This is a genomic window from Paenibacillus gyeongsangnamensis (assembly GCF_027533625.1).
Lineage (GTDB): Bacteria > Bacillota > Bacilli > Paenibacillales > NBRC-103111 > Paenibacillus_G > Paenibacillus_G gyeongsangnamensis.
Window position 1 is genome coordinate 27,311 of the sequence record NZ_JAQAGZ010000012.1, and the last position, 26,170, is coordinate 53,480.

Genomic DNA, 26,170 nt, shown 5'->3' on the forward strand with positions numbered 1-26,170 from the left:
AGGTGCGACGTCTCTGTCAGTCAGCGATACGGCTCTTTGGAACCTTACGTTTCAAGACCTGTGGCACACCCTTTATTTTGCATAATTTCATAATCCAAGTTTGGAGTGGGGACTAAGAGAAAGCTCTAAACAATGAACAGGCAGGAAAATGCCTTTGTTTATTGTTTGGCTTTCTCTTTTTTTATGCCTCAATTGAAAATTCAAGCCGTTACAGGTATAACTGTAGAATGTATAGGGAAGCCGGCACCGTATCTTTTTCTGTACGGGCTGCAAATGTATGGAGCGAAGCCGGACTCCTATGTCATGATTGGTGATAACCTGGAAACAGATATCCTGGGTGGCAGAAGAGTAGGAATGAAGACGGTATGGATTGAAAATAAAGTTCAAGAAGTGTTCTCTTCTCAGCATTATGTCTCTGACTACAAAGTAAGAAGCATTTTTGATTTATACGAAATGGTTTCAATGCAGCGGGTTTAAATTCATTAGCCGGAGACGGCAATGTCATGGTGAGGAGCGTGTTTGCTTCCGGATGGTGACCAACTAAGCTTCATTACATGCCCGATTGAACGGGGTATAAACGCTTTTGCTTCCGCTGCTCCTCCAGTAAACGCATCATCCAAGCTAGAATGCTTCTTGAATGCTGCGTTGCATAGCAATGATGCGCAAGGTTGCATATTTCCAAGGGATCCTCGGTTAAATTATAAAGCTCGTATTCGTCAGGAACCGGGTTCGTTTTGACCTGATCGGTTACATCTTTTTTTCCAGGATGGCTCCAGAATTGGACGTTATCAAAATAACGGGAAAATTTCCATAATTCTTTTTTCCCATTTCGATGCAGGGCCGTTATTACGGACTCGACATGGTTTGGTTGAATAACGGACGGATAGGGCTGCCCAAGCGGATTGATTTGGTGTTGGCCGCGGGTAATATCATCGTCGGTCATGAAATAAATCGGCCCATCATCGGCGGTCACAGATTGGTTTTGTTCTAAGATCATAGGAGTGAGATCCCGTCCCACCAAGGGACGAACTTCGCTAAATTTGTTTTGCAATCGGTCCAGCACCTCTTTCATGTCGACGTTTGCAAGTCCAAGCATGGTCGGCAGGAGATCTACATGGCTTGTAAGCGTATGAACCTGTTTAGGCTGCGGGAAAAGCTGTTGATTATGAATGAGGAAAGGAACATGCAGAACTTCTTCGTAGGCACAGTACCATTTTTGATGAAGGTTGCCATGAGCGCCGAGCAATTCACCATGATCGGATGTAAATATAATAATCGTATTGTCATAGAAAGAAGAGAGGGTAAGAGCTTCCAATACTTTAAGCATTTGCCGGTCGGCATTTTTTTGCAGCTGGAAGTAAAGCTTACGGTAAAATGGCTGATCGAGTATAGGCTGCAAGGCATTCGGATAAATATCCCGATAGCTCGCTTGGCAGCGCGGTTTCGTAAGCAGTGATTCGCGAAAAGAGGGAGGCGGGGGAACCTCCGGCATGGACTCTACCTCAAACTTAAACATAGGCAGATGTGCAGTAAGAGCGCCATATAAAACAATATCGTGCGGGTTCACAAAGGAAGCGACGAAGAGCCAGGGCTTGGCATGCTTGTCATGTTTTATCTGGTTATCGAGAGACTCGATAAGCTCTACTGCTTCCGCAGCATAAATTTCATCTCTGCCGCTTACGGCGGCAGCAGAGGAAGAACCGGAGTTTCGAGGATCTTTCCCGTGAGGTTCCGGGCCGATCCAACCGGAAAAACCGAAGCTGTCCAAACGATTGGCGCGATCATATAATTCGTTCCGTTTTTTGTCCGGTACGCCTGTGAATGGATGATAGCTGGAGAAGCTTAGGTGCGTGCCGGGAATGATAATATCTTCATGGGATATATGCCATTTCCCTTTATAGTAGGTTTGGTACCCGGCTGCCCGAAAGTAATCCCCCATTGTAGGCACGGTGTTCCGGTCCAGCCAAAACATATCGGAGTCGAAAGCCTCTTTGGCGATTCCGTCCGTCTGGCTGACGCCATGGAGCGAAGGATATTGACCGGTGAGCAGCGTGGCCCGGCTAGGGCAGCATGCGGCGCTCCCTATATAATGCCTGTGGAACTCCATCCCGTGAGATTTCAAGAGCTGTTGTGCAATAAGGTTGTGTCTGCGCCAGTCTCGAATTTCTTCGTTCTCGTAAACGGGAGGGTAGCTTTCCTCATCCACGAGGAATACGAGAAAGTTAGGTTTTTCGAAATATCGGGAAGAAGGCGACGTATCATTCATGAAAACACATCCTTGGCAGGTTTTACCTTAAGCTATGTTGCGGGGCGCCAAAATAGTAGCATTCCGCGGCAGGGTACAGCTGAGGGGTAATTATGAACCTATCAAAAAATGACTAATAAGGTAATATTTTCATAATTATTTACATAATTTTTACTCCTATTTGACCATTATTTTACTCTTCTCGTTTAGAATCAGATGTGAACAATAGGATAGGAGGGCAGCGGTTTATCATTGTTCCAAATTTAACGAGAAAGAAGGAGAATTAATGAAACGGATAGGAAAGATCAGTAGGAAAAAACTGGCGGCCTTACTTTCATTGGGAACCGTGCTTCTCGGGACAAGCAGTGTTTATGCGAATGTGTGGAATCCGTTCGGAAGTTATCTGGTCGGACGCCAGGCCGGCAGCGATGCGGTCTTGACACCGGTGAACCAGTTCGTTACTCCGGCAGGACAGCAAGTGGAGTTCGGCGGCAATCCGATGTCCATGAAGGTCCACCCGGACGGGAAAACCGCAGCGGTCATCATCGGCCGGAACAATTACGGCGGAGATGGAATCAACATCGTAGACCTCAGCACTGGAACATTGATCAATACGAATGTCACTCTGAAGCTCTCCCATATGTGGGGGCTGGCTTATTCTCCTGACGGCAAAGAGCTTTATGCTACGGGCTCCTCAGGCTCAACCGGCAAGATCGTAGTTATGACGGTCGCCGACAATGGGGTTGTTACCGTCAAGAACACGATTAATCTGCCTCTTGCTCAAGTCGGCGGCAATATCAATCCACAAGATATCGTCATGGGCCCGGACGGCAAGACGCTTCTGGTCGTACTGAACCGCGACAACAGTCTTGGAGTGGTGGACCTGGCTACAGGTCAATTGACTTCGCAGATTCCGGTAGGGAACGCTCCGACCAGCGTCATCCTGAACGGCACAACGGCCTACGTAACGAACGTCGGCGGAAGAGCCGCACAGCCGGGAGACCTCACTGTGAATTCCTCGGGTACGCCGATTGTGGCCGAGCCTACGGGAAGCTCCGCGACGGGGACGGTATCGGTAATCGATTTAACTAACAATACTCTTAAGAAAACCGTTACGGTAGGCCTTCAGCCAGCGCGAATGACCGTATCCGGCGGATATGTGTTTGTTGCCAATACGAACAGCGATACTGTATCGGTGATTGACTCCAAAACGGATGAAGTCGTTCAAACCATTAACGTCGAGCCTTACCCGAATGCGCCGAAGGGCTCTGCGCCTAACGCCGTGAAGATGATCAACGATCATCAGCTGGCGGTAAGCTTGGGCCGCAACAATGCGCTTGCCGTTTACGATTGGAAGGGTCCGAAAGCTGAACCCCGCCTCGCAGGACTTATTCCGACCGCATGGTTCCCGGTCGATATTGATATGGATTCAAGCAATCGACTGCTGGTAGCCAATGCAGACGGCTTAGGCTCGCTGGGTCCGGAACGCAAATTGACGATCCAAGGCATCAGCGTGACCGGCCACTCTGCTTACGCGCAGCAGGGTTCCATTTCCTTGATTCCTTCCCCGACGGTCAAAGATCTGGTACGCGGTACGGAAGAGGTTTACAAAAACAACAACTGGTTCAATGCTTTGAGTCAGAATGATAAGCCGCGCCACAATAAAAAGCCGGTCGCCATGCCTGAACGGATCGGCGAGCCTTCCCATATCAAGCATGTCTTCTATATCGTCAAAGAAAACCGAACTTACGACCAACTGCATGGCGACATGGGACGGGGCAATTCCGAACCGGCACTGACCCAGTTCGGCGAGAACGTCACTCCTAACTTCCACAAAATCGCGAATACGTTCCCACTACTCGACAACTTCTACATATCGGGGATTCAGTCGGCAAGCGGCCACCAATGGGTAATGCAGGCGACGAATACCGATTATGAGGATAAAGAAACGGATGTTGCCAACGTTCGAAGCTACCCTGGCGGTGCGGGGGATTCCCTTGCTTACGCCTCAACCGGGCACTTGTGGGATAATGTTTTAAAGCATAACAAAACGGTTGTGAACTTCGGTGAAGATACCACTTCGTTCACAGGTCCGGAGAATAAAGGCAACTGGACGGATTGGTACAACGACTACTTGATCCTGTCGGGTCAAAAGCAGGGCAGCCTTCATGTGCCGATCGGACACTATGAGGCCAAGACGGATATTCCTTCCTTGGATCCGATTACGTACAAGCCGTTCCCGACCTTCGATTCGTCGATTCCGGATCAGTACCGCTATGAAATTTTCAAACAAAAGTTCGAGGAGTACGTGAAAAACGATAATCTCCCGAACCTTGTCCAAATGTGGATTATGAACGACCATACCGCCGGTACGGCCAAAAATTTCCCGACGCCTCAAGCCCAGGTGGCGGACAATGATTTGGCTCTCGGAAAAATCGTGGACCTTATCTCGCACAGCCCTTATTGGAAAGACTCTCTCATTGTCGTTACGGAAGACGATGCGCAGAACGGATTGGATCACGTGGACGGCCACCGCGCACCTGCTTACCTGATCAGTCCTTGGATCAAGAAAGGCATAACGGACAGCCATTATTGGACGGTTATCAATATGGTGCGCACGATCGAGCAGATTCTTGGTCTTCAGCCGATGAATCAGAACGATGCTGCAGCCTCGCCGATGAGCGAGCTGTTCACGGACAAGCCGGACTTCACGCCGTATACGTTCGAGCCGAACCGCATTGCGCTCGATACGATGAACGGCACACCCGGCTCCGATCAACCGGCCGTTCCGATCACGCCTGCACCGGCGCAGACGGCACCGCAGCCGCAGCCCGCATCGGCGCCTGCTCAGGAAACCAAAGACAATCAGGATCATAAGCCGATGAGCGAGCTGGAGAAGCTCTGGTCGGACTGGTCCGATACGAACAAGGATCACTTTAGCGGAAAGAACGCATCTCCGGATAAAGTTAATGCCAATATGCTGAATCATGTCATTTGGTACGCGACGAAAGGCTTCGATCAGCCGTATCCCGGCGATTCGAAGGTGCTCACACCGGATGAAGCGGCTCAGCTGCCGGAGAGCAGCGCACCGTCCCCTGCGAAGAACTGATCGCTTTTCAATGTCTTCCCCGTGCTCCTGCAGCTTCGGCTGAGGGGCATGGGGATTTCCTTTAGTATTCGTTTATAGCAAGGAGTGGAGAACCAACGATGAACCGAATCCTGGAAGCGGTCATGAAGCGGAGCATGTTTATCATAATGGCTCTTGTCATTCTTCTCGTATGGGGCGGCATATCCGCTTACCGGATGAAGCGGGATTATTTACCGTCAATCGACAATCCGACCTTGATGGTTGCGGTGCATGCGCCGGATTATCAAGCGGGGCAAATCAAATCCGCCGTAACAGAGCCCATTGAACGGGCGGTACGGAAGGTAAGCGGCCTTGAGACGCTGGAGACAAATAGCTTTGACGGCGGGCTGCTCGTCAGTCTTTATTTTAGGGTGGGCTACGATATGAACCGCGCAGAGAACGACGTGAGCTATGCCCTGGACCATGCCTTTCTCCCGGCCGGCGTTGACAAGCCTTCGGTAACCCGTGTAAGCACGAGCTCCTTCCCGATTATGAGAATCAGTCTGACCAGCCCGTCAGGGAAGATGGATGAGAACACGCTGCGCACATCGGCACAAACCCAAATCGCAGCGGAGCTCAAGAGCTTGTCTGGCGTAAGCGATGTGCGCGTCACCGGCGGGGGAAATAACGGCTACGCCTTGACGCTTCGGATGGCCGATCTGAGTAAAGCCGGACTAACGATAGAAGATGTCAAAAGCTCGCTGGCTGAGGTTCATTTGGACGGCGTGCAGGGGAAAATTACGAACAGCCAAGTATCAATTCCGCTTCAGGCAACGGGACCCACGCCGGGCGAGCGGGAGCTGAAGCAGCTGCCGATCCGCGGGGCGGACGGACATCACGTTCCGCTCGCCGCGATCGGGGATTTGTCCAAATCGATCGTTGATCTGCAGACCGTTACCCGCACCGACGGCAAGCCCAGCGTTGTCATGGACGTTCTGAAGACAACCTCATCCGACATTACCGAGGTTTCGGAGCGCATCCGCAGCCGAATTCAGAATATGCCGGGAGTACAGGCAGGCGAGCTTCAGCTCACCGTACTTTTCGATCAAGGGCAGCAGGTACAGTCCTCCTTGAACGGTTTGGTGAAGGAAGGCCTGCTCGGATGCCTGCTGTCGATGGTTTGCGTATTTCTATTCTTCCGCAATATTCGGTCGACTGTGCTGATCGCTCTATCTCTGCCGATTTGTCTCATGACCGCTGCCGGACTGCTCAAAACGATGGGCTTCTCCCTGAATCTTCTTACCGTTTCCGGTATGATCGTAGCCATGGGGAGAGCGATTGACGACACCATTGTAGTTCTGGACAACATGCACCGAAAGGCAGAGGAGTGGAAGGAGAAGCTGAATACCCGGCTGTTGGTCGAAGCGGTCAAGGAAATGGTTCCCGCGATCGTTTCTTCTACTGCGACTACGGCAGCCGTCTACATTCCCATTGCCCTGGTCGGGGGCATGATCAGCTCGGCCTTCTCCGGATTCGCCTGGTCCGTTGTCATTGCGATCGTAACTTCCCTTCTAGTCGCCGCGCTGGTCGTACCCTCGCTGTACCATCTATGGCAGGGCGTTCGGGCAGGCGCACGAACGCCTTCGATTGAACCAGGCTCCCTTCGGGTCCTGAGCTGGGCCTTCCGGAGAAAGGGATGGATTGCGGCCGTTTGCGCAGGGCTGCTTGTCATAGCGGTCGCAGGCGTCTTCTTCCTGCCAGTAAACTTTCTGCCCGCGAATAAGTCCGGTCAAATCAATGTACAGCTGGAATTTCCTCAAGGGACAACGCTAACCCAAGTCGATGCGGCAGTGAAGCGGATGGAGCAGGCACTGCAATCGGATGCGGCCGTCGCTTCGTTCTCCTCCGTGCTGGGGTCATCTTTCACGCCTCAATTCGATGATGTGTTCGACGCCGGGGGCGGTTGGATTCAAGGCAGCAATATCGCGAATATCGCCGTTTCCGTAAAGGAGCTGCGGAATGTGGATCGGGTGGCGGCCGAACTGCAGCAGCGGCTGGCCGGTTTGTCTGGCGGTGCGGTCTATACGGTGTCGAACCAAAATATTGCCGGCGACGATTCCCAGCTGAGAATCGATCTCTCCGGAGCGGACGCCTTAACGCTGGATCAAGCGGCCCGGCTTATCCGCAGCAAGCTCGGGCTGATTCAAGGACTCGGCGTAGCCGGGTCCGCGGACGATAAGGAAGGGGCTCAAAGGTTCCAACTTGTTTTAAACCGTGAGGCGTTGGAGCGGACCGGCGTCTCTCCGGAGGAGGTGTTCGGCCGTGTCCGGGACTATTTATCCGAAGGCATGAGGATCGACGTCAGGACGCGGGGCCAAGAGAAAGTTCCTTTCACGATCCATACGGACCTGCTGGCCCATGTCGGAGGCACATCGGTCATGGCCGAGCCTCAGACAGGGATTCTTACGCTGCTGGGCAAAGAAACCTTCAAAGGCCTGGACGGCAAGACCGTTCGTCTGGAGGAGCTGGCTTCTTTAAATCCGAGCAGCGGGCCGAGTGTGATCCGGGAACGGGAAGGACGTCCCTTCACCGTTGTGACGGCTAACATCGTTTCCAGAGATGTGGAGAAGGTGACGGGCCAGGTGAATAAGGTCCTCGATGAATTGGTATTGCCGCCCGGGGTTCATTACACGATGAACGGCATTTCCGCTCAAGTGGATCAGATGATACTGGAAATGGGAATCGCTTTGTCCGTTTCCATTATCCTCGTGCTCTTCATCCTGAGTATCGTCTTCCGGGGCTGGAGAGCACCGCTGACGGTTCTGCTCTGCATTCCACTTGCGTTTATCGGCTCCATACTCGGCATGCTGGTTTGGGGCGGGGAATGGAACCTGGCCTCCCTGGTCGGGCTGTTGATGCTCTCCGGTATCGTAGCGACCAACGGGATCGTACTTGTGGACAAGATCGAACGGAATTTGAATGCAGGAATCAGCCCGAAGGATGCGATCCTTCAAGGGACCGTCACGAGAGTGCGTCCGGTTCTGATGACGGCCATAACCACCATTATGACGCTGCTCCCCTTATGTGTGACCGGAGGCGGGGATACGGTCTTTTCCCAGACACTAGGCATTGTTGTGGTATGCGGTATGATCAGCTCGACCTTGATCAGCCTGGTGGTGATTCCGCTCCTTTATGCGTGTATGCTGGATCGTCAGCCTCTGGCTTTGCGGAAAATGAAACGCAGCGAGAGTCCTGTAATTTCCGCGGGCTAGGCATTCGGCGGGGCACCCGCCGAGGGTGCCCTGAATTTTTTTCGGGGAAACAAAATTACAACGTTTGACCGCTGTCTACCGTAATGATCTGTCCCGTCATTGCTTCTTGCTCCAAGGCTGCACAGATCATTTGAGCAATATCTTCGGGTGTTGAAATATGCTGCAAAAGGAGATTAGGGGCCAGCTTGTTCATTTGTTCTTCCCTGCCGGCCCACCATCTTGTCGCCACGGCTCCCGGCACGACGCAGTTGACTCTAATCTTCGGAGCTAAGGCGCGTGCTAACGATTTCGTAAGGGCGTGAACCGCCGCTTTGGATACCGCGTATGGAAGCGACGAGCCGAGTCCGGTTTGTCCCGCTATGCTTCCGACATTTACGATCGCCGCTTGGTTATTCTTTTTCATGAAGACCGAAGCAGCCCGCGCACAGTAAAACATGCCTTTGACATTGACATCATAAAGCTCATTCCATATGTCCTCCGTCACCGACTCCAAATCGTTTAAAGGGATATGCCGTGTAATGCTGGCATTGTTTACAAGCACATCTATCGTGCCGAATCGCTGCACGATGTCATCTACCATGTTCTTGACTTCATTGTCCCGGGAAACATCGGCTTGTATGGCAATTGCATGCCCCCCGTTGTCATTGATGAAGTGTACGGTTTCTTCCGCATCGGCTTTCGAGCGCGAATAGTTCACCGCAACGGATGCGCCTCGCCGAGCAAGCGCAAGGCATGCAGCCCTGCCGATTCCCGTGCCGCCGCCTGTCACAAGAGCCGCTTTATTTTTTAAATCCATCGTAATCCTCCTCGGTGCAGCTTGATATTTATTAGTGTATATCCTCCATCAATATTTGTATAATTGAATATATTGATTAGTTCGTTCAATAATTTTGAACAAAATAGAGGAGAACTGCGATGGATTTAAAAACATTAAAAACCTTTCATCGGATCGTGAGATACGGAAGCTTTCACCGTGCGGCCGAAGAGATGAATTATGCGCAATCCACCGTCACGATGCAAATTCAGAAGCTAGAAACGGATTTGGGGATGCAGCTCATTGAACGAGGGAAAAAGATTCGGTTAACCGACGCCGGAAGACTGTTTTACGATCAAAGCATGGATATTGTGCAAAGAATAGATCGGATGCAAACCGACTTGTCGGATATGCAGCTGGGCGTGTCGGGCCATATCCGTCTAGGGGTGACGGAGCCGACCGCAAGTTACCGGCTGCCGGACATTTTAGGGCGTTTTTTATCCGAGTATGCAAAAGTACGAATTTCCCTGGACATTGCGAACACGCCGGTATTGAGCCATCGCCTTCTAGGCGGAGAATTGGATATGGCCCTATGTTCGGCACCGCATCTGGGCTCCGAGCTCTATTTTGAACCATTATTTACGGAAGAGTTTGCAGTGCTGATGCCGGACAATCATCCTCTTGCCGACAAAGCCGTGATTGCACCGGAGGATTTCCGGGGGTATCGTCTGCTCATTACATCTGCGACCTGTCCTTACCGCAAAAAACTGGAGCTGCTACTACAGGAATCGGGCAATATTCAGCTGGATACGATGGAGATTGGGAGCATGACCGCTTTGAAGCATTATGTCCAAAGCGGATTAGGGATCACGCTAGTTCCGAGGATCGTCCTAAACCCTGTACCTCCGGGAACGATTGTACGGATGATGAGCGGCAGTCTGATCAACATGACCTTCGGAATTGTCTGCAAAGCTTCAGATTATCCCTTGAAGCTGGCAAGCGCAAAGCTGTATCAATTTCTCAAGCAGGAGCTTAACGAAAACCCGAAGTGAAGCAAGGCTTTCACGAAAATCCACTAAATCGGTTTGTTGATCTGGAGGATTATCCTTCGATGGGATGTGGCGGTAATAAAATTAGCGGTTGAACAGGCGATATTTCCTTTCCTGCTCAACCGCTTATTATTTTTGGCTGACTACGGCAGCAGCCGGTACCGTTTTGCATAACGGTCGAGTGATGAGTCGCGTTCCGGGGGATGAATAATAATCGCAGTTTTTGAAGGAATATTGTCAAATGTTGTAGAAACATATATTTGGTAAGATCAGCGTTCCGAAGTATCCGACAGTCAACAATTAGCAATCCAAATCAGTGATCGAATGAGGCAAAACGATGCATGAGATGTGGATTAAACAAGCCAAGTTTCTTATCGTGGATGATCAGGAATACAATATCAGTCTGTTAGAACGCATCTTGCGCCGCGCGGGCTATTCCAATGTAATGAGCACCACGGAGCCGCTTCAGTTAGAAGCGCGCTATCATGAAATTCAGCCTGATATTATTTTGTTGGATTTACATATGCCGGCAATGGACGGATTTACGGCTCTAAAATGTTTAAGGGAACTGAAACGGGAAGAAGAATACCTTCCGATTCTGGTGCTTACTGCAGATGTTACTCCGGACGCGAAGAAAAGGGTGCTTCATGAGGGAGCCAACGATTTCCTGACGAAGCCGTTCGACCGAACGGAAGTGATCCTGCGCATACATAATTTACTGAGAACGAGGTACTACCATCTGCAGATTCAGGACCACAATGATCATTTGGAGCGGCGGGTAAGAGAGCGTACCAAGGAGCTTGAACAGGCCAAGCTTGAAATTCTGCAGCTGCTCGGACGCACCTCGGAATACCGTGATGACGAGACGGGCCAGCATACGCAGCGGGTGGCCCAGTTGGCCGGGAAAATTGCTTATGCCCTGGGGTTTCCGCAGCATGAAGCAGACCTCATTCAACAGGCATCCCCCTTGCATGATATAGGGAAAATTGGAATATCTGACGGAATTTTATTGAAGCCGGGGAAATTTACTCCCGAAGAATTTGAGCAAATGAAGATGCATACCAAGATTGGGGCGAATATCCTCGAAGGGAGTTTGTTTCCGGTACTGCATTTGGCTAGGACGATCGCTTTATCGCACCATGAAAAATGGGACGGTACCGGGTATCCGAACGGATTAAGCGGAGAGGATATTCCGCTGGCCGGACGAATCGTGGCCATTGCCGATTTCTTCGACGCGCTGACTCACGAACGTCCTTATAAACGAGCTTGGACCAGGGAAGAAGCCGTAGCTGAAATTCAGAAGCAGAACGGAGTCCATTTTGATCCGCGAGTAGTCGATGCTTTTATTAGTATCATGCAAAGCAACAACAATCAATAATCAGATAGGATGGGATTCGCTTATGAAAGGAATCGTTTTTACTTCTTTTCTTGAGATGGTCGAGAACAAGTTTTCTCTGAAAGTGGCAGATGAAATCATTGAGACTTCTGAACTGCCGTCAGGCGGCAGCTACACTACGGTCGGTACGTACGACCACGCCGAAATCATAAAGCTGGTAATGCAGCTCAGCGTCCGAACAGGCATATCCGCATCCGATTTGGTACGAACTTTTGGCGAATACTTGTTTACCCAGCTCATCGAAATGCACCCGTATTTCGCGGAAGAGAATAGCTCGGCGTTTGGGCTTTTACAGAAAGTGGATAGCTATATCCATGTCGAAGTACGCAAGCTGTATCCCGACGCGGAACTGCCTGCCTTCCATTATGAGATTTCTACTCCGGATTCGTTGGTCATGACCTATCGTTCAACGCGGCCATTTGCTGATTTGGCGGAGGGGCTTATTATCGGCTGCATCGCGTATTATGGAGAGAAGATCGACATCAGGCGAGAAGATTTGTCAGATGGAAGGTCTGCCCGTTTTGCATTGACGAAAGTGGGGTGAGAACTCGGTGAATGAAATTGAACTTCTCCGTAGACAGCTTGAGCGCGAGAAATCGGCGCGCAAAGCAGCCGAGCAAATAGCCGAGCAGAAGACCCGTGAAATCTATCATGTGAATCAGGAGCTGCGTCAATTGAACGATCAGCTGGAGGAATTGGTCAAGGAGCGAACCCTTGAACTATCCAGAGCTCGTGACGAAGCCGTGGAAGCCAATCAAATAAAAAGCCAGTTCCTGGCCAATATGAGCCATGAGCTTCGCACTCCGCTGAATGCCATTATCGGTTACAGCGAAATGCTGAAGGAAGAGGCTGACGAGCTGGGCGAGATCAGGTTTGCAGACGATCTTGAAAAGATTAATGCCGCAGGCAAGCATCTTCTGGCACTCATTAACGACATTCTCGATCTATCCAAGATTGAAGCGGGCAAGACGGAACTATATCTGGAGGACTGCGATATTCCGGGCATCGTTCAAGAGGTCGTGACAACCTCTTATCCGTTAATAGAGGCCAACAAGAATCGCTTGGAGGTCGATATTCTCGAAGGCTCCATGAAGACGGACATAACGAAGCTTAGGCAGATACTCTTTAATGTGCTTAGCAATGCCAGCAAATTTACAAAAGAAGGCACGATATGGGTTTCGGCGGCCTATGAAGCCCAAGATGGCATACATGGCATTTCATTTCGGGTGAAAGATACGGGAATCGGCATGACTCCCGAGCAGTTGGCTCAATTATTTCAAGCCTTTAAACAGGCCGATTCATCAACGACAAGAAAATATGGCGGTACGGGACTAGGTCTGGCGATAAGTCAACGGCTTTGCCAAATCATGGCCGGCAAGATTACCGTCAGCAGCGAATACGGCCAAGGCGCTACGTTCTCCATTTGGCTTCCGCTCGTAGACCATCCTCCCTCCGGAAGCGCCTCCCTCTTGTCGGAAAGTCCGGACGTGAGGTCTGAGGGATCGAGTACGGTTCTGGTGATAGATGACGATCCGGCCATGCTTCAGCTAATGCAGCGTTATCTCGGCAAAGAGGACTGGACGGTGGTGCTTGCCAGAAACGGGCAAGAAGGGATTCGCTTGGCGAAGAAGCTGCATCCTGCCGTCATCTCCCTTGATGTGCTCATGCCCGGAATGGATGGATGGAACGTATTAACGACGCTGAAGAATGATCCGGGACTTGCAAACATTCCTGTTGTGATGATCTCCATGACCGACGATAAGAATCTGGGCTATGCCTTGGGAGCTTCGGAATTTTTAACCAAGCCGATTTATCGCGAGCGGCTCATCTCCGTGCTGGAAAAGTATATCGACGAGCGTCAATCCAATTCGGTATTGGTCATCGAGGATGATATGGCGACAAGTCAAATGATGACCAAAATGCTTGAGAAAGAAGGGAATCGCGTTACCCGAGCCGGGAATGGGCATCTTGCCTTGCAGAATGTGGCTCAAGCGAAGCCGCAATTGATTTTGCTCGATTTAATGATGCCGGAGATGGACGGATTTGAGTTTGTGACAGAGCTTCGGAAGCGGGAAGAATGGCGCTCCATTCCGATTGTGGTGGTTACCGCAAAAAATATAACGGAAGAGGACCGGCTGCGGTTAAACGGATATGTGAAAAAAATTGTGCAAAAGGGAGATCTGCATCGCGAAGCGCTCTTGCAGGAAGTCCGTCATTTGATTGCCAGCTCCAATATGGAGCAGACAACCACTTCCCGAGAGAAGGGGACAGACGATGAAGAAGATTCTATTAGTCGAAGATAACGAGATGAACAGGGACATGCTCTCACGCCGTTTATTGCGCAAGGGCTATCAAGTGGTCATGGCGGCAGATGGACAGCAAGGCATTGAACTGGCGAAGGCGGAGTCCCCGGATCTCATCCTGATGGATATGAGCTTGCCCGTGCTGGACGGCTGGGATGCCACGCGGCAGCTGAAAGCATCGCATGAGACGAAGCATATACCCGTGATTGCGTTAACCGCCCACGCCATGTCAAGCGATCGGGATAAGGCCATTCAAGCGGGTTGCGACGATTTCGATACCAAACCGGTTGAATGGAATCGGCTGCTGGAGAAGATGCATGCATTTTTGAAAGGGGATTAATGCATGCGAAATGAACCTCCGGTTTAAACTTATACTTCCTGAGCATTCAAAAAAGGCCGATTACGATAGAATCGGCCTCTTAGCTTCCTTATCGCTTCACAACCGGAACCCATACCTCGCAGCGGTAGTCCTCGGAAGCGATATCGCCAAGCGGATAAACCTCCAGCTCGGGGCCTTCGCCATGCTCATAGCCGGTGGCGGGAAACCATTCTTGATAAATCCTCGCCCAAACCGACTGTATGGCTCCGGGCAACGGACCGACCGATGGGAACACAGCCCAGCTCGCGGCAGGTATGCTCCTGGAGATCAAGCCCTCTTCCGCGGCTCCGGCACCGGCTTCAACGGCAATGAGGTAGGTGAACTGTTCTTTATCATGCTGCATATCCGTACAGATGCCCAAGAGTTCCTTGTCCGGCGCGATGGAGCTTAATCTGCCGACGGTGCCGTCTTGGTGGCATTCCGCCCAGAATTGCGGGATGCGCCGGGTATTCTCCCCGTCCCTGGTCGATAATTGAATGGATTTGCCGACAACGGTAAACGGGCCTTTCTCTACGATTCTGTAATCCATCTCCTTGTCTCCCTTCAGTGATAGATGGAACGAGATGCGAGGGAAGGCTTTGAGCCGGGCTCCCGGCTCACGCGCGGCAGAAGGGGTAATCCCGTGAACCTTACGGAACGCTTTGGAGAAGGCCTCCGGCGTGTCATAGCCGTATTTCAGCGCCACATCCAGCACTCTCACGGGCGAGACGGCCAGCTCCTGCGCAGCTAAGGTTAGCCTGCGTTTGCGGATATACTCCGCGACCGTGACGCCGGTTAACATATGAAACATGCGCTGAAAGTGAAACGGGGAGGAATAAGCAGCCTTGGCAATATCTTCGATATCCAGCTGTTCGTCCATTCGGCTCTCCATCAGCTCAAGCGCATCCTTCATCCTCACAAGCCACTCCACACCCTCATCTCCTTCGATATCATCTTATCATTGCCGGTTCGTAAAATCCGGTTATTCCATGCTCTGAGATGACAGATGATTCGCCCTGCTAGCTCTACTTTACCAAATTCCGAATCATTCGGACAGAACGCGCCTTAACGCATGACATACCTGCTGCAACGCAGCAGGTGGAATCTTTATTTCTAGCGCGTCTTAGTCCTCATGTATAATTCTAACCGTTGAGACCCCATTCTAATGGTTGACATTGGGTTGACTTTCGACTAAGAAAAACGTATTTCGTACCCCTTTTTTCATCAAACCGATTACGAATTGTCGCCGGATAGGGTACAATGGTACAACGATAATGAAATAGGAGCTGGAACCATGAGCAACGATCCCATTATTTTGACGCAAGAAGGTTTGGCGAAGATCGAGGAGGAGCTTCACGAGCTCAAGACGGTCAAGCGCAAGGAGCTGGCGGAGAGGCTGAAGGTGGCGATCAGCTACGGCGACCTCAAGGAAAACAGCGAATATCATTCGGCGAAGGACGATCAGGCGTTTATGGAAACAAGGATTCTTACGCTGGAGCGGATGCTGAAGAACGCCCGCGTCGTCGATGCGGAGAGCATGAGCCTGGACCAAGTGAGCGTAGGCTCCGTGGTCATCCTGAATGATGTCGAGTTCGCAGAGAAGATCGAATACCGGATTGTCGGTCCCGCCGAGGCGAACGTAGCCGAGAACAAGATCTCTTACGAGAGCCCGCTCGGAAAAGAGATTTTGGGCAAGAAGGTGGGCGCCATCATTCATGTGAACGCCCCGATGGGCGTCCTTCAGTATGAGCTGCTCGAGATCAAAGCGAACTGATGTCAAGGAAGCGTATTACCCTAAACCACTCCCTAGCCGGAGTGGTTTATTGGTATGTTCGGGTGAATAGCCAGGCTGCGCGAAACAACAGGACGGACAGGAGCAGTCCCAGAGCCGCGGGATTGAAGATCGGTTTTTTGCGGTAGACAAGCAATGCTTGAATACGATGGAAAGGATCGAGGCGGCTCCAACGATAAGCCACGAAGTGGCGGGGCTTAAGATCAATGCAATGATAAGCCCGGTAATGACCGCACCATCCAAACATGGGGTCCCCCAAGCTTTTCCGGAAACAAAAAACACAGCCGCGACTTGGAGCCGCCTGCTGTGTGCTATTGCGCGCCGTTCAAGTTGTAAAATCGGCTTCATCCGCTCAAGCTCTCGTCGAGCTTAAGGGCATATCTTACCTTGGTAATCCGATGTGACAAAAACGCCGACAGGAGGCAGCTCGCTGCTGGACGGCGAGGAGGCCGTACCGGGGGGGAGCTGGCTCAGGCAAATATCCGTTGTCGCGATCCAGGTTCCGTACTCGCCGGCTTGGAGGGAAGGGGGCTTCATCATTAAATCGCCTTGAAGCGTAAAATGCCGTATACGGATCGTACGATCGTCGAATAGGGACAAGCGGCCAGAGAATCGGGCATAGGGCGAATCGAACCGGATTTGTCTTGATCCTTCATCCCAGGTACCTTGAATGGGGAGCGGGGTGCCCCGAAAGTTCACCGTCCCGGTTACCCGGTTATTGGCAACTGAGGTAATGATGAGGGTCCCCCAGATGACGGGCCGGCCGCCGGCATAAGCGTTAATGCCCCATCTGGACGGAAACGGTAAATGGATCACAGTCTTCTGAGCATTTGGCAAGGCAAGTCTCTCCTTTGTTAGAATGAGCAGCATTCGGCAATAGGCGCGAACGAGGGGCTCCATACAATATATGTACCTACGCATCGGGCGGAACAACGATTCTCAGAACGATCAGGTGCCCCCCGCCCGAAGGGTCCGGGATGGCGTCGGCGCCTGGGATCGGCCCGGGAGACTTCTTCGGAACAAAAAAATAAGGCGTCCAAGATCCGAGCCTGGTCGCAACGGTGGAAAAGGTTGCCCGCGGGCCGGCCGCCGGTGGTATACTATCTCTTATTGCCTCGGACGGCGGGGCAGCGAGAATCGGCTGTAATGGGGGTTGACCGATGAAACAACGGGTCAAGGATATCGTATTTCTGGCGGCAGGCTCATTGATGTTTGCGCTGGCCGTCAATTTGTTCATCATTCCCAATCATCTCGGCGAAGGCGGCGTTACGGGCATAACGATCATTGCCTATTACTTGTTTCAGTGGTCTCCCGGGCTGGTGAATCTGGTCCTGAACGCCTTGTTGCTCCTTATCGGCTACAAGCTGCTGGACAAGACCACGATCGTCTACACGGTCATTGCGGTATGCTGCAATTCTTTGTTTCTCTATTTGACCGAAGGCTGGCGCATCTCCTCCAGCGAGCTGCTGGTTAATGCCATCTTCGGGGGCGTCTTCGCCGGGATTGGCTTAGGCCTCATCATCCGGACCGGAGGCACGACAGCGGGCTCGACCATACTGGCCCGGATTGCAAGTAAATATTTGGACTGGAATGTCAGCTACGCGCTGCTGCTGCTTGATTTGGTCGTGGCCGCTTCCTCGTACTTTATTATCGGGGCGCAGAGCCTGATGCTTACGATCGTGATGCTGTATGTCGCAACGAAGGTGATGGACTTCATCATCGAGGGCGTGGATACGAAAAAGGCGGTCATGATCATTTCCGACGAGCAGAGCCGAATTGCCGAGCGGGTGAACGTAGACCTGGATAGAGGCGTGACCGTCCTATACGGCCGGGGACACTATAGCCAAGCGTCCAAAGAGGTTTTGTATATCGTCGTAAGCAAGCAGGAAGTCAGCCGGCTCAAGAAAATGATAAAAGCGATCGACAAAGGTGCATTCGTCACCATTCATGACGTACGCGATGTGTTTGGAAAAGGATTCTTGGATATCTCGAAGTGAGCCCGCTTGGCGTGCTGCTTCAATCAAGTATAGTGACTTCTTTGGTTTCAAGATCGAGGATTCGCGCCCGGACATCCCGTTTGGAGACAAAAACCGCTTCTCCCCGCTCATCAAAGCAATAGGCGATAGGAATCGATACGTCCGAATCGCGGTAAGAACCGTCGGCGTGGCTTGTTCCGACGATCATGGTGCGATGGGCTATGGCGATTTCCCGGGCCGCATTGATCCACTCCTCAAACTGCTCCTCACTGAACATGCCGACGCCGATGGGATGGACAAGCAAGTCCGGAGGGACCGCTTCTTCGCTTGTCAGCCCTTGAAGGATGAGCTCATCGCACAGAAGGTGTCCGATGCTTAGGCCCTCTACTGCGGCAATCGAGGTCGGGCTGTATTTGATCCGGTCCACCGCAATAGTGCCTGCACGGTCTATGAGAACCGCCCTGTCTTTGGGCCTGGCGTGAGGGTTTCTGTAGCCGCCGATGAGTATGGTGCCTGTGCGTCTTGCCAATCGCGCCGCTCGTTCGACATGTTCATTCAAATACCCCTCCGGGAAGAGGACCATATCCACATAGGAGTGCTGCTGCAGCAGGTTCTCGAGTTGTTCCATTTCCTGTTCAAGCTTCGGCTGAAAAACGATCATTTTCATGAAACACCACTCCGCTCCAATGATTTCCATGTGCTCGCCGCAATATCGTATCATCAAGACGAAGATCTAGGCAATCGGCAAAAACAAGCGTTCGAATCATGGCTGCAAGGCAAGCTTGCCCATACCGAAGGAGGCCGCAGCATTTTCAGAAAACAGGAGCTTGCTCATGCTCCTTATTGCTTCCACAGGCAAATTCCAGGCCGGATTGACATCCTCGCGGCATGAGGCCTATGTGGATTATGCTGATTGGGATCGGCGCGGGCTTTGCCTTCAGTCTTGCAATGATGTTCTTCAGCCTGCGTACGCGAACGGCACGGCAAGCCGCAGAGCTGCCCGGGCGTAGCAATGAACCGGATATTTCCAAAAGCCCTGCATACTGACGTGCGAGGCTTTATTTGCATTTGTCTGGAAAATATTAATTCGTGTCACATTAACTAACATGAACGGTCGACTGCATGGGGTACACGGAATCGATGAGGGCGTTCGTCGCGGCCCATACCGGGCTTCCCGTCATCTTGACCAACGCGCTTATGGCGAAGATCGTTTCGGAAATAATATAATGTGAATTCGTTGCACATGCAAGGCAAATTCGCAGGAATAGGAAGATCAGCTTATGGATACAGATTTGATCGCAATCAGCTCTAATCTGCTGCGGCGGTGTATGGGCTTGAAGCCGGAGGAGAAGCTTCTGGTGGTCGCCGACGACCGGAAGAAGGACATCGGCGAGGCGTTATACGAGGCGGGCAAGCAGCTCGGCGCGGAGGCGATGCTGATGGTCATGCAGGAGCGGGAGAAATCGGGGCAAGAACCGCCTGCTCCGGTCGCCGAAGCCATGAAGCAGGCGGATATCGTCATCTGTGCGACACAGCACTCCCTGACCCATACGAAAGCGCGCAAGGAAGCGGTGGCGCATGGCGCCCGATTGGCGACGATGCCGGCCATCACTCGGGACATGTTCCTGGAAGGCGCCATCTCCGCCGATTACGATGTATGCCGCTGGTGCAGACCTGCTCGTTCATGAAGCCTATAACAAGCCGTGGCTGGATGCTCTGATCGCCATGTACCCGGACCAAGCGGTAGGCCTGAACAACCCGGCCAAATATCATACGACGACGCTGCAGGCGGCGGAGATTGCCGCGAAAGCGGGCGTGAAGCATTTGCTGCTGACGCACCATATCCCTGCCCCGGCCAAGACGGCGGAAGCCGAAGCGGCCTATACCGAGGGCATGAAGGAGATTTACGACGGTCCGATTACGGTCGGCCGGGATTTGATGGAAGTGGATTTGGGCATGGAACCCTAACAAAATTTGCATCGGACGAAGCGTCCGTAGCGCTGCCGACGGTAAAAGCTGGCCAGCGCGGAACGCTTTATCGAATTTATGAAAGATGATTAGGTCTCATACTGTGGGCATGAGACTGTTTTTTAACGATGTAGGAAGTTTAAGTTCGCTAAAGCATGAAAGCGGATTGAAACTTCTGTACTAAGAAAAACTACCTGCTTACGAAGCGGGTTTGCTGAGCAAACCGAAGGTCTGGCTGCTTTGAAAGGCTCCGATAAGGAGTTTTCCTATTATTCTCGCATGAGGCGGGGATGGGAGATGTCTCGGCATCCATGAGCATCAAGCACATGGCGTGGCTGACTGGGCCGCCAAGGGAGGGGTTTCACGTGGAACAGGGGATCGCCGGATTGTGCGAATGATTTTATCCGCGTTCCGAAATACAGTATACTTAGGGCATTAGTTCGTTTTAAGTACTAGTAACGGATAGGGATGAGCAGAGTTGAATGACAAAATAGTGATGCCCTTGTGGACGTTCGGTTTGTTTATTGTCGTAATGAATACGACGATGTTTAATGTATCCATTCCCAGCATCATTCGGGATCTGAGCATTACCGCGGATCTCGGCTCTTGGATTATATCGAGCTATTCCATCGGTTATGCGCTGTCGACCGTGATTTACAGCAGGCTGTCGGACGCCATATCGATTCGCCGCCTGCTTATCGTTGGTCTTACGATCCTCGGGCTTTCCTCGGTGCTCGGCCTCTTCGCACGGGATTTCCATACGCTGCTGGCTGCCAGAATTCTGCAGTCGGCGGGTGCAGGGGCGATGGCGGGACTCGGTCTCGTTCTGGCCAGCCGGTATATTCCAGTGGACCGTCGCGGACGGGCGATCGCGATGATTACGGCGGGCAGCGCCATGGCGTTCGGGCTCGGTCCGATCGTGGGCGGCTTGATCAGCGAATATTTCGGGTGGAACGGGCTCTTCGCCGTCACTTGTCTTGTGCTCGTCGTGCTGCCGGTGCTGCTGCGCCTGCTGCCGCGGGAGAAGCCTAAGGCTTCCGGCTTTGATTCCCTGGGAGCGGCGTTGACCGTGATCAATGCCGCCTCCTTGCTGACAGCGGTCACGCAGCGATCGGTCCTGTGGCTCGCGATCAGCATTGTATCCTTCGCCGTGCACGCTTGGCACCTGAGACGCGCGAAGGCCCCGTTCATTAACCCCGAGCTGCTGAAGAAGTTCGGCTACGGGAAGCTGCTGACCGTCGGGTTTTGCATTCTGGTGCTGAACCTCGGCAACCTGTTTCTTATGCCGCTGGTGCTTGCCAACCTGTTTCACCAATCGGCTATGCATATCGGCCTCATGATCGCTCCGGGCGCCATCTTCTCGGCCATCATGACGCGATTCGTCGGGCAGTGGATCGACCGGTACGGCAATGTACGGTTTCTCCTGATCGGTCACGGTTTGCTGGCGGCCGTATTGCTTTTCTTCTCGCTCAATCTTTCCTCTTCGCCGGTTGTCATTTTATGCGGGTACCTGATCTTCTCGCCGGCCTTCTCCGCCACAATGGCGTCGCTGAACAACGAAACGTCGCTGCTGCTTCCGAGAACGCTGATTGGCTCCGGCATGGGCTTGTTGCAGCTGATTCAGTTTTTCGGCGGCTCGGTTTCGGTTGCCGTCTGCGGGCTGCTGCTGGAGGTGCAGAGGAATACGCCGCCGGTTATGGCCTATCAGCATGTGTATGAGCTGCTGCTCGGCGTATGCCTGAGCTCCCTGCTCGTGCTGCTATGGTACAAGCGGTCGCGCCAAAACGCAGGCTCCGTAAAGGAAAGCGCGGCAATCTAAGTGGGGGGCTTGCCCGTTTCTGGCAAAAGGGGATCTTATGGTACAATGGCGGTATGAACCCATAAAGGAGCTGACAATTCGTGAGCGAGCAAATCAACGAGCAAGAGCTGGTACAATACATAGCAAGCAAGACGGGCGTCGAACCTGCAAGCATTAAGCTGGTGCTAAGGCACGAGCAGGCGTTCATTGACAGCGCCAAGACGAATGCCAAAGGCGAAGTGGACATCGACAGCGACGAGCTGGTGGATTATGTCGTAAGCCGTCCTGACGTCAAGCTGGACGAGCTGAAGGTCGAGTCGGTCTTGGATGCCGAGATGGACTATTTGACGGAGCAAGGACTTGCAGGCTACATCGATTAATGTCAGCAGAAAGGCCGCCTAACCAGGCGGTTTTTCTGTTCTCCCGAATGATTCGACCTCAATGCCTGCAGCCTTCCATGCGGTGGTGCCGCTGGGCACATGCTCGCGGGCTTCCGCCACCTTAACGTTTTAGCCGTTTCCTGAATCCTCCTCATGATTTATAATTTTCAGCAAAGCAGTCCTGAAGGGAGGACCCGGCCGATGCATTTACAATCGCCGTCCGTTATCTTGATTACCGGTATCATGGCGAGCGGCAAATCGACCGTAGCGCAGCAGCTCGCTGAGCGTCTGGAGAAGTCGGTTCATCTGCGGGGAGATCTGTTCCGGAGGATGATCGTGAACGACCGCAAAGAAGTGAAGCCGGACGCCGGGGAAGCGGAGCAGGGCCAGCTGCGGCTCCGCTACCGGCTTGCCGCGCAAGCCGCGGATACGTACTGCGCCGAGGGCTTTAATGTCATCGTGCAGGATGTCGTGGTCGGCCGGGTGTTGAACGATTTTATTTCCATGGTCAAGAGCCGCCCCTTCTATGTCGTGGCGCTGTGCCCGAACGTGCCATCGGTGGAGGCGAGGGAAGCCGGCCGTTCCAAGAAAGGATACGGGAGCTGGACCGTAGAGGGACTGGACCAGGTACTGCGGCAGGAGACGCCGCGGATCGGCCTGTGGCTTGATTCGTCCGGGTGGACGGCGGAGGAAACCGCCGATGCTTTGCTCGAGCGGATCGATGAAGCGCTAATCGTAGGCGAAGAGGGGTGATCCCGGCACGTGAACAAGACCGACCGGATGCTGGCGATCGTGCTGGAGCTTCAGCGCAAGGGAACGCTGCGGGGGGAGGATTTGGCCGCTCTCTTCGAGACCAGCGTGCGGACGATATACCGGGATATGCAGGCGCTTAGTGAAGCGGGGGTGCCGATCGTCGGAGCCCCCGGGCAGGGCTATTCTTTGATCGAAGGGGTATTTCCTGCCCCCGGTCCGCTTTACGGCCGAGGAGGCCGTGACGCTGCTGATCGGATCGGATTTCGTGGAGCAGCGGTTCGACGGTAGCTACGGCCATCAAGCTCAGGCATCCCGGAGGAAGATCGAGGCGATCTTGCCCGAAGAGGTGCGCCGGGAAGCTTCCCGGGTGCGAACGACTGTAAAGCTGCTGACGGTGGAACGGTCTGCGGGCGGGAATAAGGAGAGAGAGCGCCTGAAGTTGCTGAGGCAAGCCATATTGGAACGCCGGAAGGTGAGATTCGGCTATTCCAAGAGCTTGCCGGAAACGGACGGCAGCCGCCATAGCGAGCGCGTGGCGCGCCTTACGGGCTTGCGCTCGTTCAAGGAACGTGGATGCTGATCGCGCACTGCGAGCTGAGGCGGGAGCTCCGCCATTTCCGGCTATCCCGAATGGATAGTCTGGCGCTTCTGGAAGAAACGTTTCTTTATCCGCCGGATTTCGATCTGCAGAAATATGTACCGCCGGATGACCGGAACGTCATGGTCTGCATCCGTGCTGACCGCCGCATAGCCGATAAGATTGAGGAAACGAACAATTATTACCTGGACGGGATGGAGGAGCTTCCGGACGGCGATCTGAGGGTGACGTTCCGCGTCCGCCGTCCTGAGGGGCTGCTGCATTGGATCCTCGGCTGGGGGGCCGGAGTCGTCGTGCTGGAGCCGGAATCGCTGCGCCTTCGGGTCCGGGAAGAAGCCGAAAAAATAGTAAAACGCTACTGACATACTGCTGTCAGTAGCGTTTTTGTATAGTTAGGCTAAGAACGATAAAGGAGCTGTTGATCCGATATGAGCACGACTGAAACGCTGAAACGTTTTGAAGAAATCCAGACTCATTATGTCAATGAATTGAATCAGTTCAGCATGGAGCAATTAACCCGTCAGCCGGGTCCGGACGAATGGTCGCTTGGACAACCGTATGTCCATTTGGTCAATTCGGCGCTGTATTTACATCTCGGTAATGCCGACAAATGCGTAACGCACAGTGCGGATGCCGTATTTGAGACGGGAGAGAAAACGAATAAAGGCAAATGGGCGTTTGCCGAGGGCAGCTTCCCGCCCGTTCGGATTCAAGTCCCGCCGTCCCCGCAGTATACGCCGCAGCAGCCGGCAAGCAAGGAGCAGCTCATCCAGGGATTGAATGCCGTGCTGCGGCGCATGGCCGAAGTCGAGCCAACCCTGAAAGACAGCGATCCGCGCTATACGATGAACCATCCGGGCTTCGGGGCGTTGAATGCGCTTGAATGGTTTACGATCGTCGAGATGCATTACCGGCATCATCTGCAGCAGAAGGAGCGGTTGAAGCAATTTTTGGCCGGCTAAGCTTCGCTAGAAGGCGAGAGGTCATCCTGTCTAATCGGGATGGCTTTTTTCGCGTTAAAGGGACTTCTTTCCTGAGGAAACAAACACTCTTCATCCTGACTGCGTACAAGAAGGTGGCTAAAGAATTTGTAGAATATTGTATATTCGTCTGAGCAGACTTGGGGGGGAACCATTGGCGGGACCCCAGTTTGAAAAAGATATCTGGGATGCGAGTAAACTGGGAATTCCTCTCAATTTACCGAAGGCTGAGGAAAAAATAAAGTTTACTTTACCTAAGACGTAAATTCCGAAAAACCGAGCAAAAGGTATTTCATGTAAGTTTATTCCGCCCTATCCGAATAAATTAGTTGTTAAGATAAAACTGACGTACGGCCTCCACAATGTACTCAATGCGATCCCGCGGCAATTGATAGTACAAAGGAAGCCGCAGGAGCCGTTCGCTTATATCTGTCGTATGACGGTCCTCTCCGTGAAAACAGGTATATAATTGTCCTGCTTTGGAAGAATGCAGGGGAACATAATGGAAGACAGTCATGATGCCCTTTTCCGCAAGATAGTCGATTAAAGCGGTACGTTCTGCGAGGCTCTTCGCCTTTATATAGAACAAGTGGCCATTCTGGATGCATTCGTCGGGTATGACCGGACGCTCCAAAAACCCTCGCTGTTCCATTTCCGCCAGTCCATCGTAATAATGGTTCCAATTACACATTCGGTTTTGAACGATCCTTTCCGCCATCTCCATCTGTGCATAGAGAAACGCCGCGCTCAGCTCGCCAAGAAGGTACGAAGACCCGATATCCACCCAGGAATATTTATCAACCTGTCCGCGGAAAAAGCAAGACCGGTTTGTGCCCTTTTCCCGAATGATTTCTGCCCGTTCCGACAGTTCCGGATCACCGAGCAAAATCGCCCCCCCTTCACCGCAATGAATGTTTTTGGTTTCATGAAAACTCAGACAACCCATTTGCCCGAACGTACCGAGCGGTTTCCCTTTATAAGAAGACAAAATAGCTTGTGCTGCATCCTCAACAACAACAAGAGAGTATCGCTTGGCAATCGACAAGATTGCGTCCATCTCCGCAGCTACACCCGCATAGTGCACGACAACGATACACTTGGTCCGCTCGGTAATTGCATCTTCAATTAATTTCTCATCTATATTTTGCGTATCCGGCCGGATATCGACAAAGACGATTTTGGCTCCCCGCAACAAAAACGCATTGGCGGTAGAAACAAAGGTGAATGACGGCATGATAACCTCGTCCCCCGGTTGAATATCGGAAAGGATAGCGCTCATCTCCAGGGCATGCGTACAGGAAGGGGTCAAAAGCACTTTAAAACAACCGAGACGGGTCTGCAGCCAGGAACAGCACTTTTTCGTAAATTCGTTGTCGCCTGCGAATAGCTTTGACCGAAGGACCATCTTCAGATAGTTTTTTTCCTTTCCTGCCACGGCAGGCACATTAAATTTAATCATATTTTCGAGCCTCCTTTCGGCA

Annotated in this window: 24 protein-coding genes and 2 pseudogenes; 19 read left to right on the forward strand and 7 right to left on the reverse strand. The window is 52.4% G+C overall.

The window, feature by feature from the left end; translation table 11 throughout:
- Positions 1-132: 132 nt before the first annotated feature.
- Complete coding sequence (locus O9H85_RS18680; RefSeq protein WP_269882939.1) at positions 133-477, forward strand: HAD family hydrolase; 345 nt, start codon at positions 133-135, stop codon at positions 475-477.
- A gap of 73 nt (positions 478-550) precedes the next feature.
- Here the strand turns inward: O9H85_RS18680 and O9H85_RS18685 are convergent, their stop codons facing one another.
- On the reverse strand, positions 551-2,266 hold the full coding sequence (locus tag O9H85_RS18685) for a sulfatase-like hydrolase/transferase (protein WP_269882940.1): 1,716 nt from the start codon (positions 2,264-2,266) through the stop codon (positions 551-553).
- A 265-nt stretch (positions 2,267-2,531) separates the two neighbouring features.
- Here O9H85_RS18685 and O9H85_RS18690 point away from each other — a divergent pair, with 265 nt between their 5' ends.
- Positions 2,532-5,354 carry an alkaline phosphatase family protein gene (locus O9H85_RS18690; RefSeq protein WP_269882941.1) on the forward strand — a complete coding sequence of 941 codons (2,823 nt, stop codon included), beginning with the start codon at positions 2,532-2,534 and terminating at the stop codon, positions 5,352-5,354.
- A 98-nt stretch (positions 5,355-5,452) separates the two neighbouring features.
- On the forward strand, positions 5,453-8,584 hold the full coding sequence (locus O9H85_RS18695; RefSeq protein WP_269882942.1) for an efflux RND transporter permease subunit: 3,132 nt from the start codon (positions 5,453-5,455) through the stop codon (positions 8,582-8,584).
- A gap of 55 nt (positions 8,585-8,639) precedes the next feature.
- Here O9H85_RS18695 and O9H85_RS18700 read toward each other — a convergent pair whose 3' ends face one another.
- Positions 8,640-9,380, reverse strand: coding sequence for an SDR family NAD(P)-dependent oxidoreductase (locus O9H85_RS18700; RefSeq protein ID WP_269882943.1), 741 nt, complete (start codon positions 9,378-9,380; stop codon positions 8,640-8,642).
- 119 nt (positions 9,381-9,499) lie between these two features.
- Between O9H85_RS18700 and O9H85_RS18705 the strand changes: the two genes are divergently transcribed.
- The 5 genes from O9H85_RS18705 to O9H85_RS18725 all read left to right on the forward strand — a co-directional run bounded on the left by O9H85_RS18705 (position 9,500) and on the right by O9H85_RS18725 (position 14,426).
- Positions 9,500-10,390, forward strand: a complete 891-nt coding sequence (locus O9H85_RS18705; protein WP_269882944.1) for a LysR family transcriptional regulator — start codon at positions 9,500-9,502, stop codon at positions 10,388-10,390.
- 334 nt (positions 10,391-10,724) lie between these two features.
- Positions 10,725-11,765 carry an HD domain-containing phosphohydrolase gene (locus O9H85_RS18710; RefSeq protein ID WP_269882945.1) on the forward strand — a complete coding sequence of 347 codons (1,041 nt, stop codon included), beginning with the start codon at positions 10,725-10,727 and terminating at the stop codon, positions 11,763-11,765.
- Positions 11,766-11,787: 22 nt separating this feature from the next.
- A complete protein-coding gene (locus O9H85_RS18715) occupies positions 11,788-12,327 on the forward strand; it encodes a heme NO-binding domain-containing protein (protein WP_269882946.1) in 540 nt (179 codons plus the stop codon).
- Positions 12,328-12,334: 7 nt separating this feature from the next.
- Positions 12,335-14,086 carry a hybrid sensor histidine kinase/response regulator gene (locus O9H85_RS18720; RefSeq protein WP_269882947.1) on the forward strand — a complete coding sequence of 584 codons (1,752 nt, stop codon included), beginning with the start codon at positions 12,335-12,337 and terminating at the stop codon, positions 14,084-14,086.
- Positions 14,058-14,426, forward strand: a complete 369-nt coding sequence (locus O9H85_RS18725) for a response regulator (protein WP_269882948.1) — start codon at positions 14,058-14,060, stop codon at positions 14,424-14,426. Before O9H85_RS18720 ends, O9H85_RS18725 begins: the two co-directional genes overlap by 29 nt.
- An 88-nt stretch (positions 14,427-14,514) precedes the next feature.
- Here the strand turns inward: O9H85_RS18725 and O9H85_RS18730 are convergent, their stop codons facing one another.
- On the reverse strand, positions 14,515-15,375 hold the full coding sequence (locus O9H85_RS18730; RefSeq protein WP_269882949.1) for an AraC family transcriptional regulator: 861 nt from the start codon (positions 15,373-15,375) through the stop codon (positions 14,515-14,517).
- A 363-nt stretch (positions 15,376-15,738) separates the two neighbouring features.
- Between O9H85_RS18730 and greA the strand changes: the two genes are divergently transcribed.
- Positions 15,739-16,218 carry a transcription elongation factor GreA gene (gene greA, locus O9H85_RS18735; protein WP_269882950.1) on the forward strand — a complete coding sequence of 160 codons (480 nt, stop codon included), beginning with the start codon at positions 15,739-15,741 and terminating at the stop codon, positions 16,216-16,218.
- A 46-nt stretch (positions 16,219-16,264) separates the two neighbouring features.
- Here greA and O9H85_RS18740 read toward each other — a convergent pair whose 3' ends face one another.
- Positions 16,265-16,483 (reverse strand): hypothetical protein, encoded by a 219-nt coding sequence (locus O9H85_RS18740; RefSeq protein WP_269882951.1) that lies wholly within the window; start codon positions 16,481-16,483, stop codon positions 16,265-16,267.
- A 122-nt stretch (positions 16,484-16,605) separates the two neighbouring features.
- The gene (locus O9H85_RS18745) at positions 16,606-17,073 is read right to left on the reverse strand and encodes a hypothetical protein (protein ID WP_269882952.1); all 468 of its coding nucleotides are present in this window, start codon (positions 17,071-17,073) and stop codon (positions 16,606-16,608) included.
- Positions 17,074-17,396: 323 nt separating this feature from the next.
- Between O9H85_RS18745 and O9H85_RS18750 the strand changes: the two genes are divergently transcribed.
- Positions 17,397-18,233 (forward strand): YitT family protein, encoded by an 837-nt coding sequence (locus O9H85_RS18750; RefSeq protein ID WP_269882953.1) that lies wholly within the window; start codon positions 17,397-17,399, stop codon positions 18,231-18,233.
- A 19-nt stretch (positions 18,234-18,252) separates the two neighbouring features.
- Here the strand turns inward: O9H85_RS18750 and O9H85_RS18755 are convergent, their stop codons facing one another.
- Positions 18,253-18,879 (reverse strand): hypothetical protein, encoded by a 627-nt coding sequence (locus O9H85_RS18755; RefSeq protein WP_269882954.1) that lies wholly within the window; start codon positions 18,877-18,879, stop codon positions 18,253-18,255.
- Positions 18,880-19,045: 166 nt separating this feature from the next.
- Here O9H85_RS18755 and O9H85_RS18760 point away from each other — a divergent pair, with 166 nt between their 5' ends.
- From O9H85_RS18760 to O9H85_RS18800, 9 genes and pseudogenes are all read left to right on the forward strand, one after another.
- Positions 19,046-19,222: a hypothetical protein gene (locus tag O9H85_RS18760; RefSeq protein ID WP_269883135.1), complete on the forward strand. Its 177-nt coding sequence runs from the start codon at positions 19,046-19,048 to the stop codon at positions 19,220-19,222.
- Positions 19,223-19,334: 112 nt separating this feature from the next.
- A complete protein-coding gene (locus tag O9H85_RS18765; protein ID WP_269882955.1) occupies positions 19,335-19,439 on the forward strand; it encodes an AroM family protein in 105 nt (34 codons plus the stop codon).
- A gap of 101 nt (positions 19,440-19,540) precedes the next feature.
- Positions 19,541-19,864 (forward strand): annotated as a pseudogene (locus O9H85_RS18770) (aminopeptidase); the annotation flags it as partial.
- A 1-nt stretch (position 19,865) separates the two neighbouring features.
- A complete protein-coding gene (locus O9H85_RS18775; RefSeq protein WP_269882956.1) occupies positions 19,866-20,180 on the forward strand; it encodes an MBL fold metallo-hydrolase in 315 nt (104 codons plus the stop codon).
- 478 nt (positions 20,181-20,658) lie between these two features.
- Positions 20,659-21,999, forward strand: coding sequence for an MFS transporter (locus O9H85_RS18780; RefSeq protein ID WP_269882957.1), 1,341 nt, complete (start codon positions 20,659-20,661; stop codon positions 21,997-21,999).
- A gap of 80 nt (positions 22,000-22,079) precedes the next feature.
- The gene (locus O9H85_RS18785) at positions 22,080-22,358 is read left to right on the forward strand and encodes a hypothetical protein (protein WP_269882958.1); all 279 of its coding nucleotides are present in this window, start codon (positions 22,080-22,082) and stop codon (positions 22,356-22,358) included.
- Between the two features lie 201 nt (positions 22,359-22,559).
- Positions 22,560-23,111 (forward strand): AAA family ATPase, encoded by a 552-nt coding sequence (locus O9H85_RS18790; protein WP_269882959.1) that lies wholly within the window; start codon positions 22,560-22,562, stop codon positions 23,109-23,111.
- Between the two features lie 9 nt (positions 23,112-23,120).
- A pseudogene (locus O9H85_RS18795) lies at positions 23,121-24,071 on the forward strand (helix-turn-helix transcriptional regulator).
- Between the two features lie 66 nt (positions 24,072-24,137).
- Positions 24,138-24,671 (forward strand): DinB family protein, encoded by a 534-nt coding sequence (locus O9H85_RS18800; RefSeq protein WP_269882960.1) that lies wholly within the window; start codon positions 24,138-24,140, stop codon positions 24,669-24,671.
- A gap of 343 nt (positions 24,672-25,014) precedes the next feature.
- Here O9H85_RS18800 and rffA read toward each other — a convergent pair whose 3' ends face one another.
- On the reverse strand, positions 25,015-26,148 hold the full coding sequence (gene rffA, locus O9H85_RS18805; protein ID WP_269882961.1) for a dTDP-4-amino-4,6-dideoxygalactose transaminase: 1,134 nt from the start codon (positions 26,146-26,148) through the stop codon (positions 25,015-25,017).
- Positions 26,149-26,170 lie beyond the last annotated feature (22 nt).

Coding starts and splice junctions, on each gene's coding strand:
- O9H85_RS18680 (WP_269882939.1), top strand. CDS start 133: ATGAACAGGCAGGAAAATGCCTTTGTTTATTGTTTGGCTTTCTCTTTT.
- O9H85_RS18685 (WP_269882940.1), bottom strand. CDS start 2,266: ATGAATGATACGTCGCCTTCTTCCCGATATTTCGAAAAACCTAACTTT.
- O9H85_RS18690 (WP_269882941.1), top strand. CDS start 2,532: ATGAAACGGATAGGAAAGATCAGTAGGAAAAAACTGGCGGCCTTACTT.
- O9H85_RS18695 (WP_269882942.1), top strand. CDS start 5,453: ATGAACCGAATCCTGGAAGCGGTCATGAAGCGGAGCATGTTTATCATA.
- O9H85_RS18700 (WP_269882943.1), bottom strand. CDS start 9,380: ATGGATTTAAAAAATAAAGCGGCTCTTGTGACAGGCGGCGGCACGGGA.
- O9H85_RS18705 (WP_269882944.1), top strand. CDS start 9,500: ATGGATTTAAAAACATTAAAAACCTTTCATCGGATCGTGAGATACGGA.
- O9H85_RS18710 (WP_269882945.1), top strand. CDS start 10,725: ATGCATGAGATGTGGATTAAACAAGCCAAGTTTCTTATCGTGGATGAT.
- O9H85_RS18715 (WP_269882946.1), top strand. CDS start 11,788: ATGAAAGGAATCGTTTTTACTTCTTTTCTTGAGATGGTCGAGAACAAG.
- O9H85_RS18725 (WP_269882948.1), top strand. CDS start 14,058: ATGAAGAAGATTCTATTAGTCGAAGATAACGAGATGAACAGGGACATG.
- greA (WP_269882950.1), top strand. CDS start 15,739: ATGAGCAACGATCCCATTATTTTGACGCAAGAAGGTTTGGCGAAGATC.
- O9H85_RS18740 (WP_269882951.1), bottom strand. CDS start 16,483: ATGTTTGGATGGTGCGGTCATTACCGGGCTTATCATTGCATTGATCTT.
- O9H85_RS18750 (WP_269882953.1), top strand. CDS start 17,397: ATGAAACAACGGGTCAAGGATATCGTATTTCTGGCGGCAGGCTCATTG.
- O9H85_RS18755 (WP_269882954.1), bottom strand. CDS start 18,879: ATGAAAATGATCGTTTTTCAGCCGAAGCTTGAACAGGAAATGGAACAA.
- O9H85_RS18760 (WP_269883135.1), top strand. CDS start 19,046: ATGCTCCTTATTGCTTCCACAGGCAAATTCCAGGCCGGATTGACATCC.
- O9H85_RS18765 (WP_269882955.1), top strand. CDS start 19,335: ATGGGGTACACGGAATCGATGAGGGCGTTCGTCGCGGCCCATACCGGG.
- O9H85_RS18775 (WP_269882956.1), top strand. CDS start 19,866: ATGTATGCCGCTGGTGCAGACCTGCTCGTTCATGAAGCCTATAACAAG.
- O9H85_RS18790 (WP_269882959.1), top strand. CDS start 22,560: ATGCATTTACAATCGCCGTCCGTTATCTTGATTACCGGTATCATGGCG.
- O9H85_RS18800 (WP_269882960.1), top strand. CDS start 24,138: ATGAGCACGACTGAAACGCTGAAACGTTTTGAAGAAATCCAGACTCAT.
- rffA (WP_269882961.1), bottom strand. CDS start 26,148: ATGATTAAATTTAATGTGCCTGCCGTGGCAGGAAAGGAAAAAAACTAT.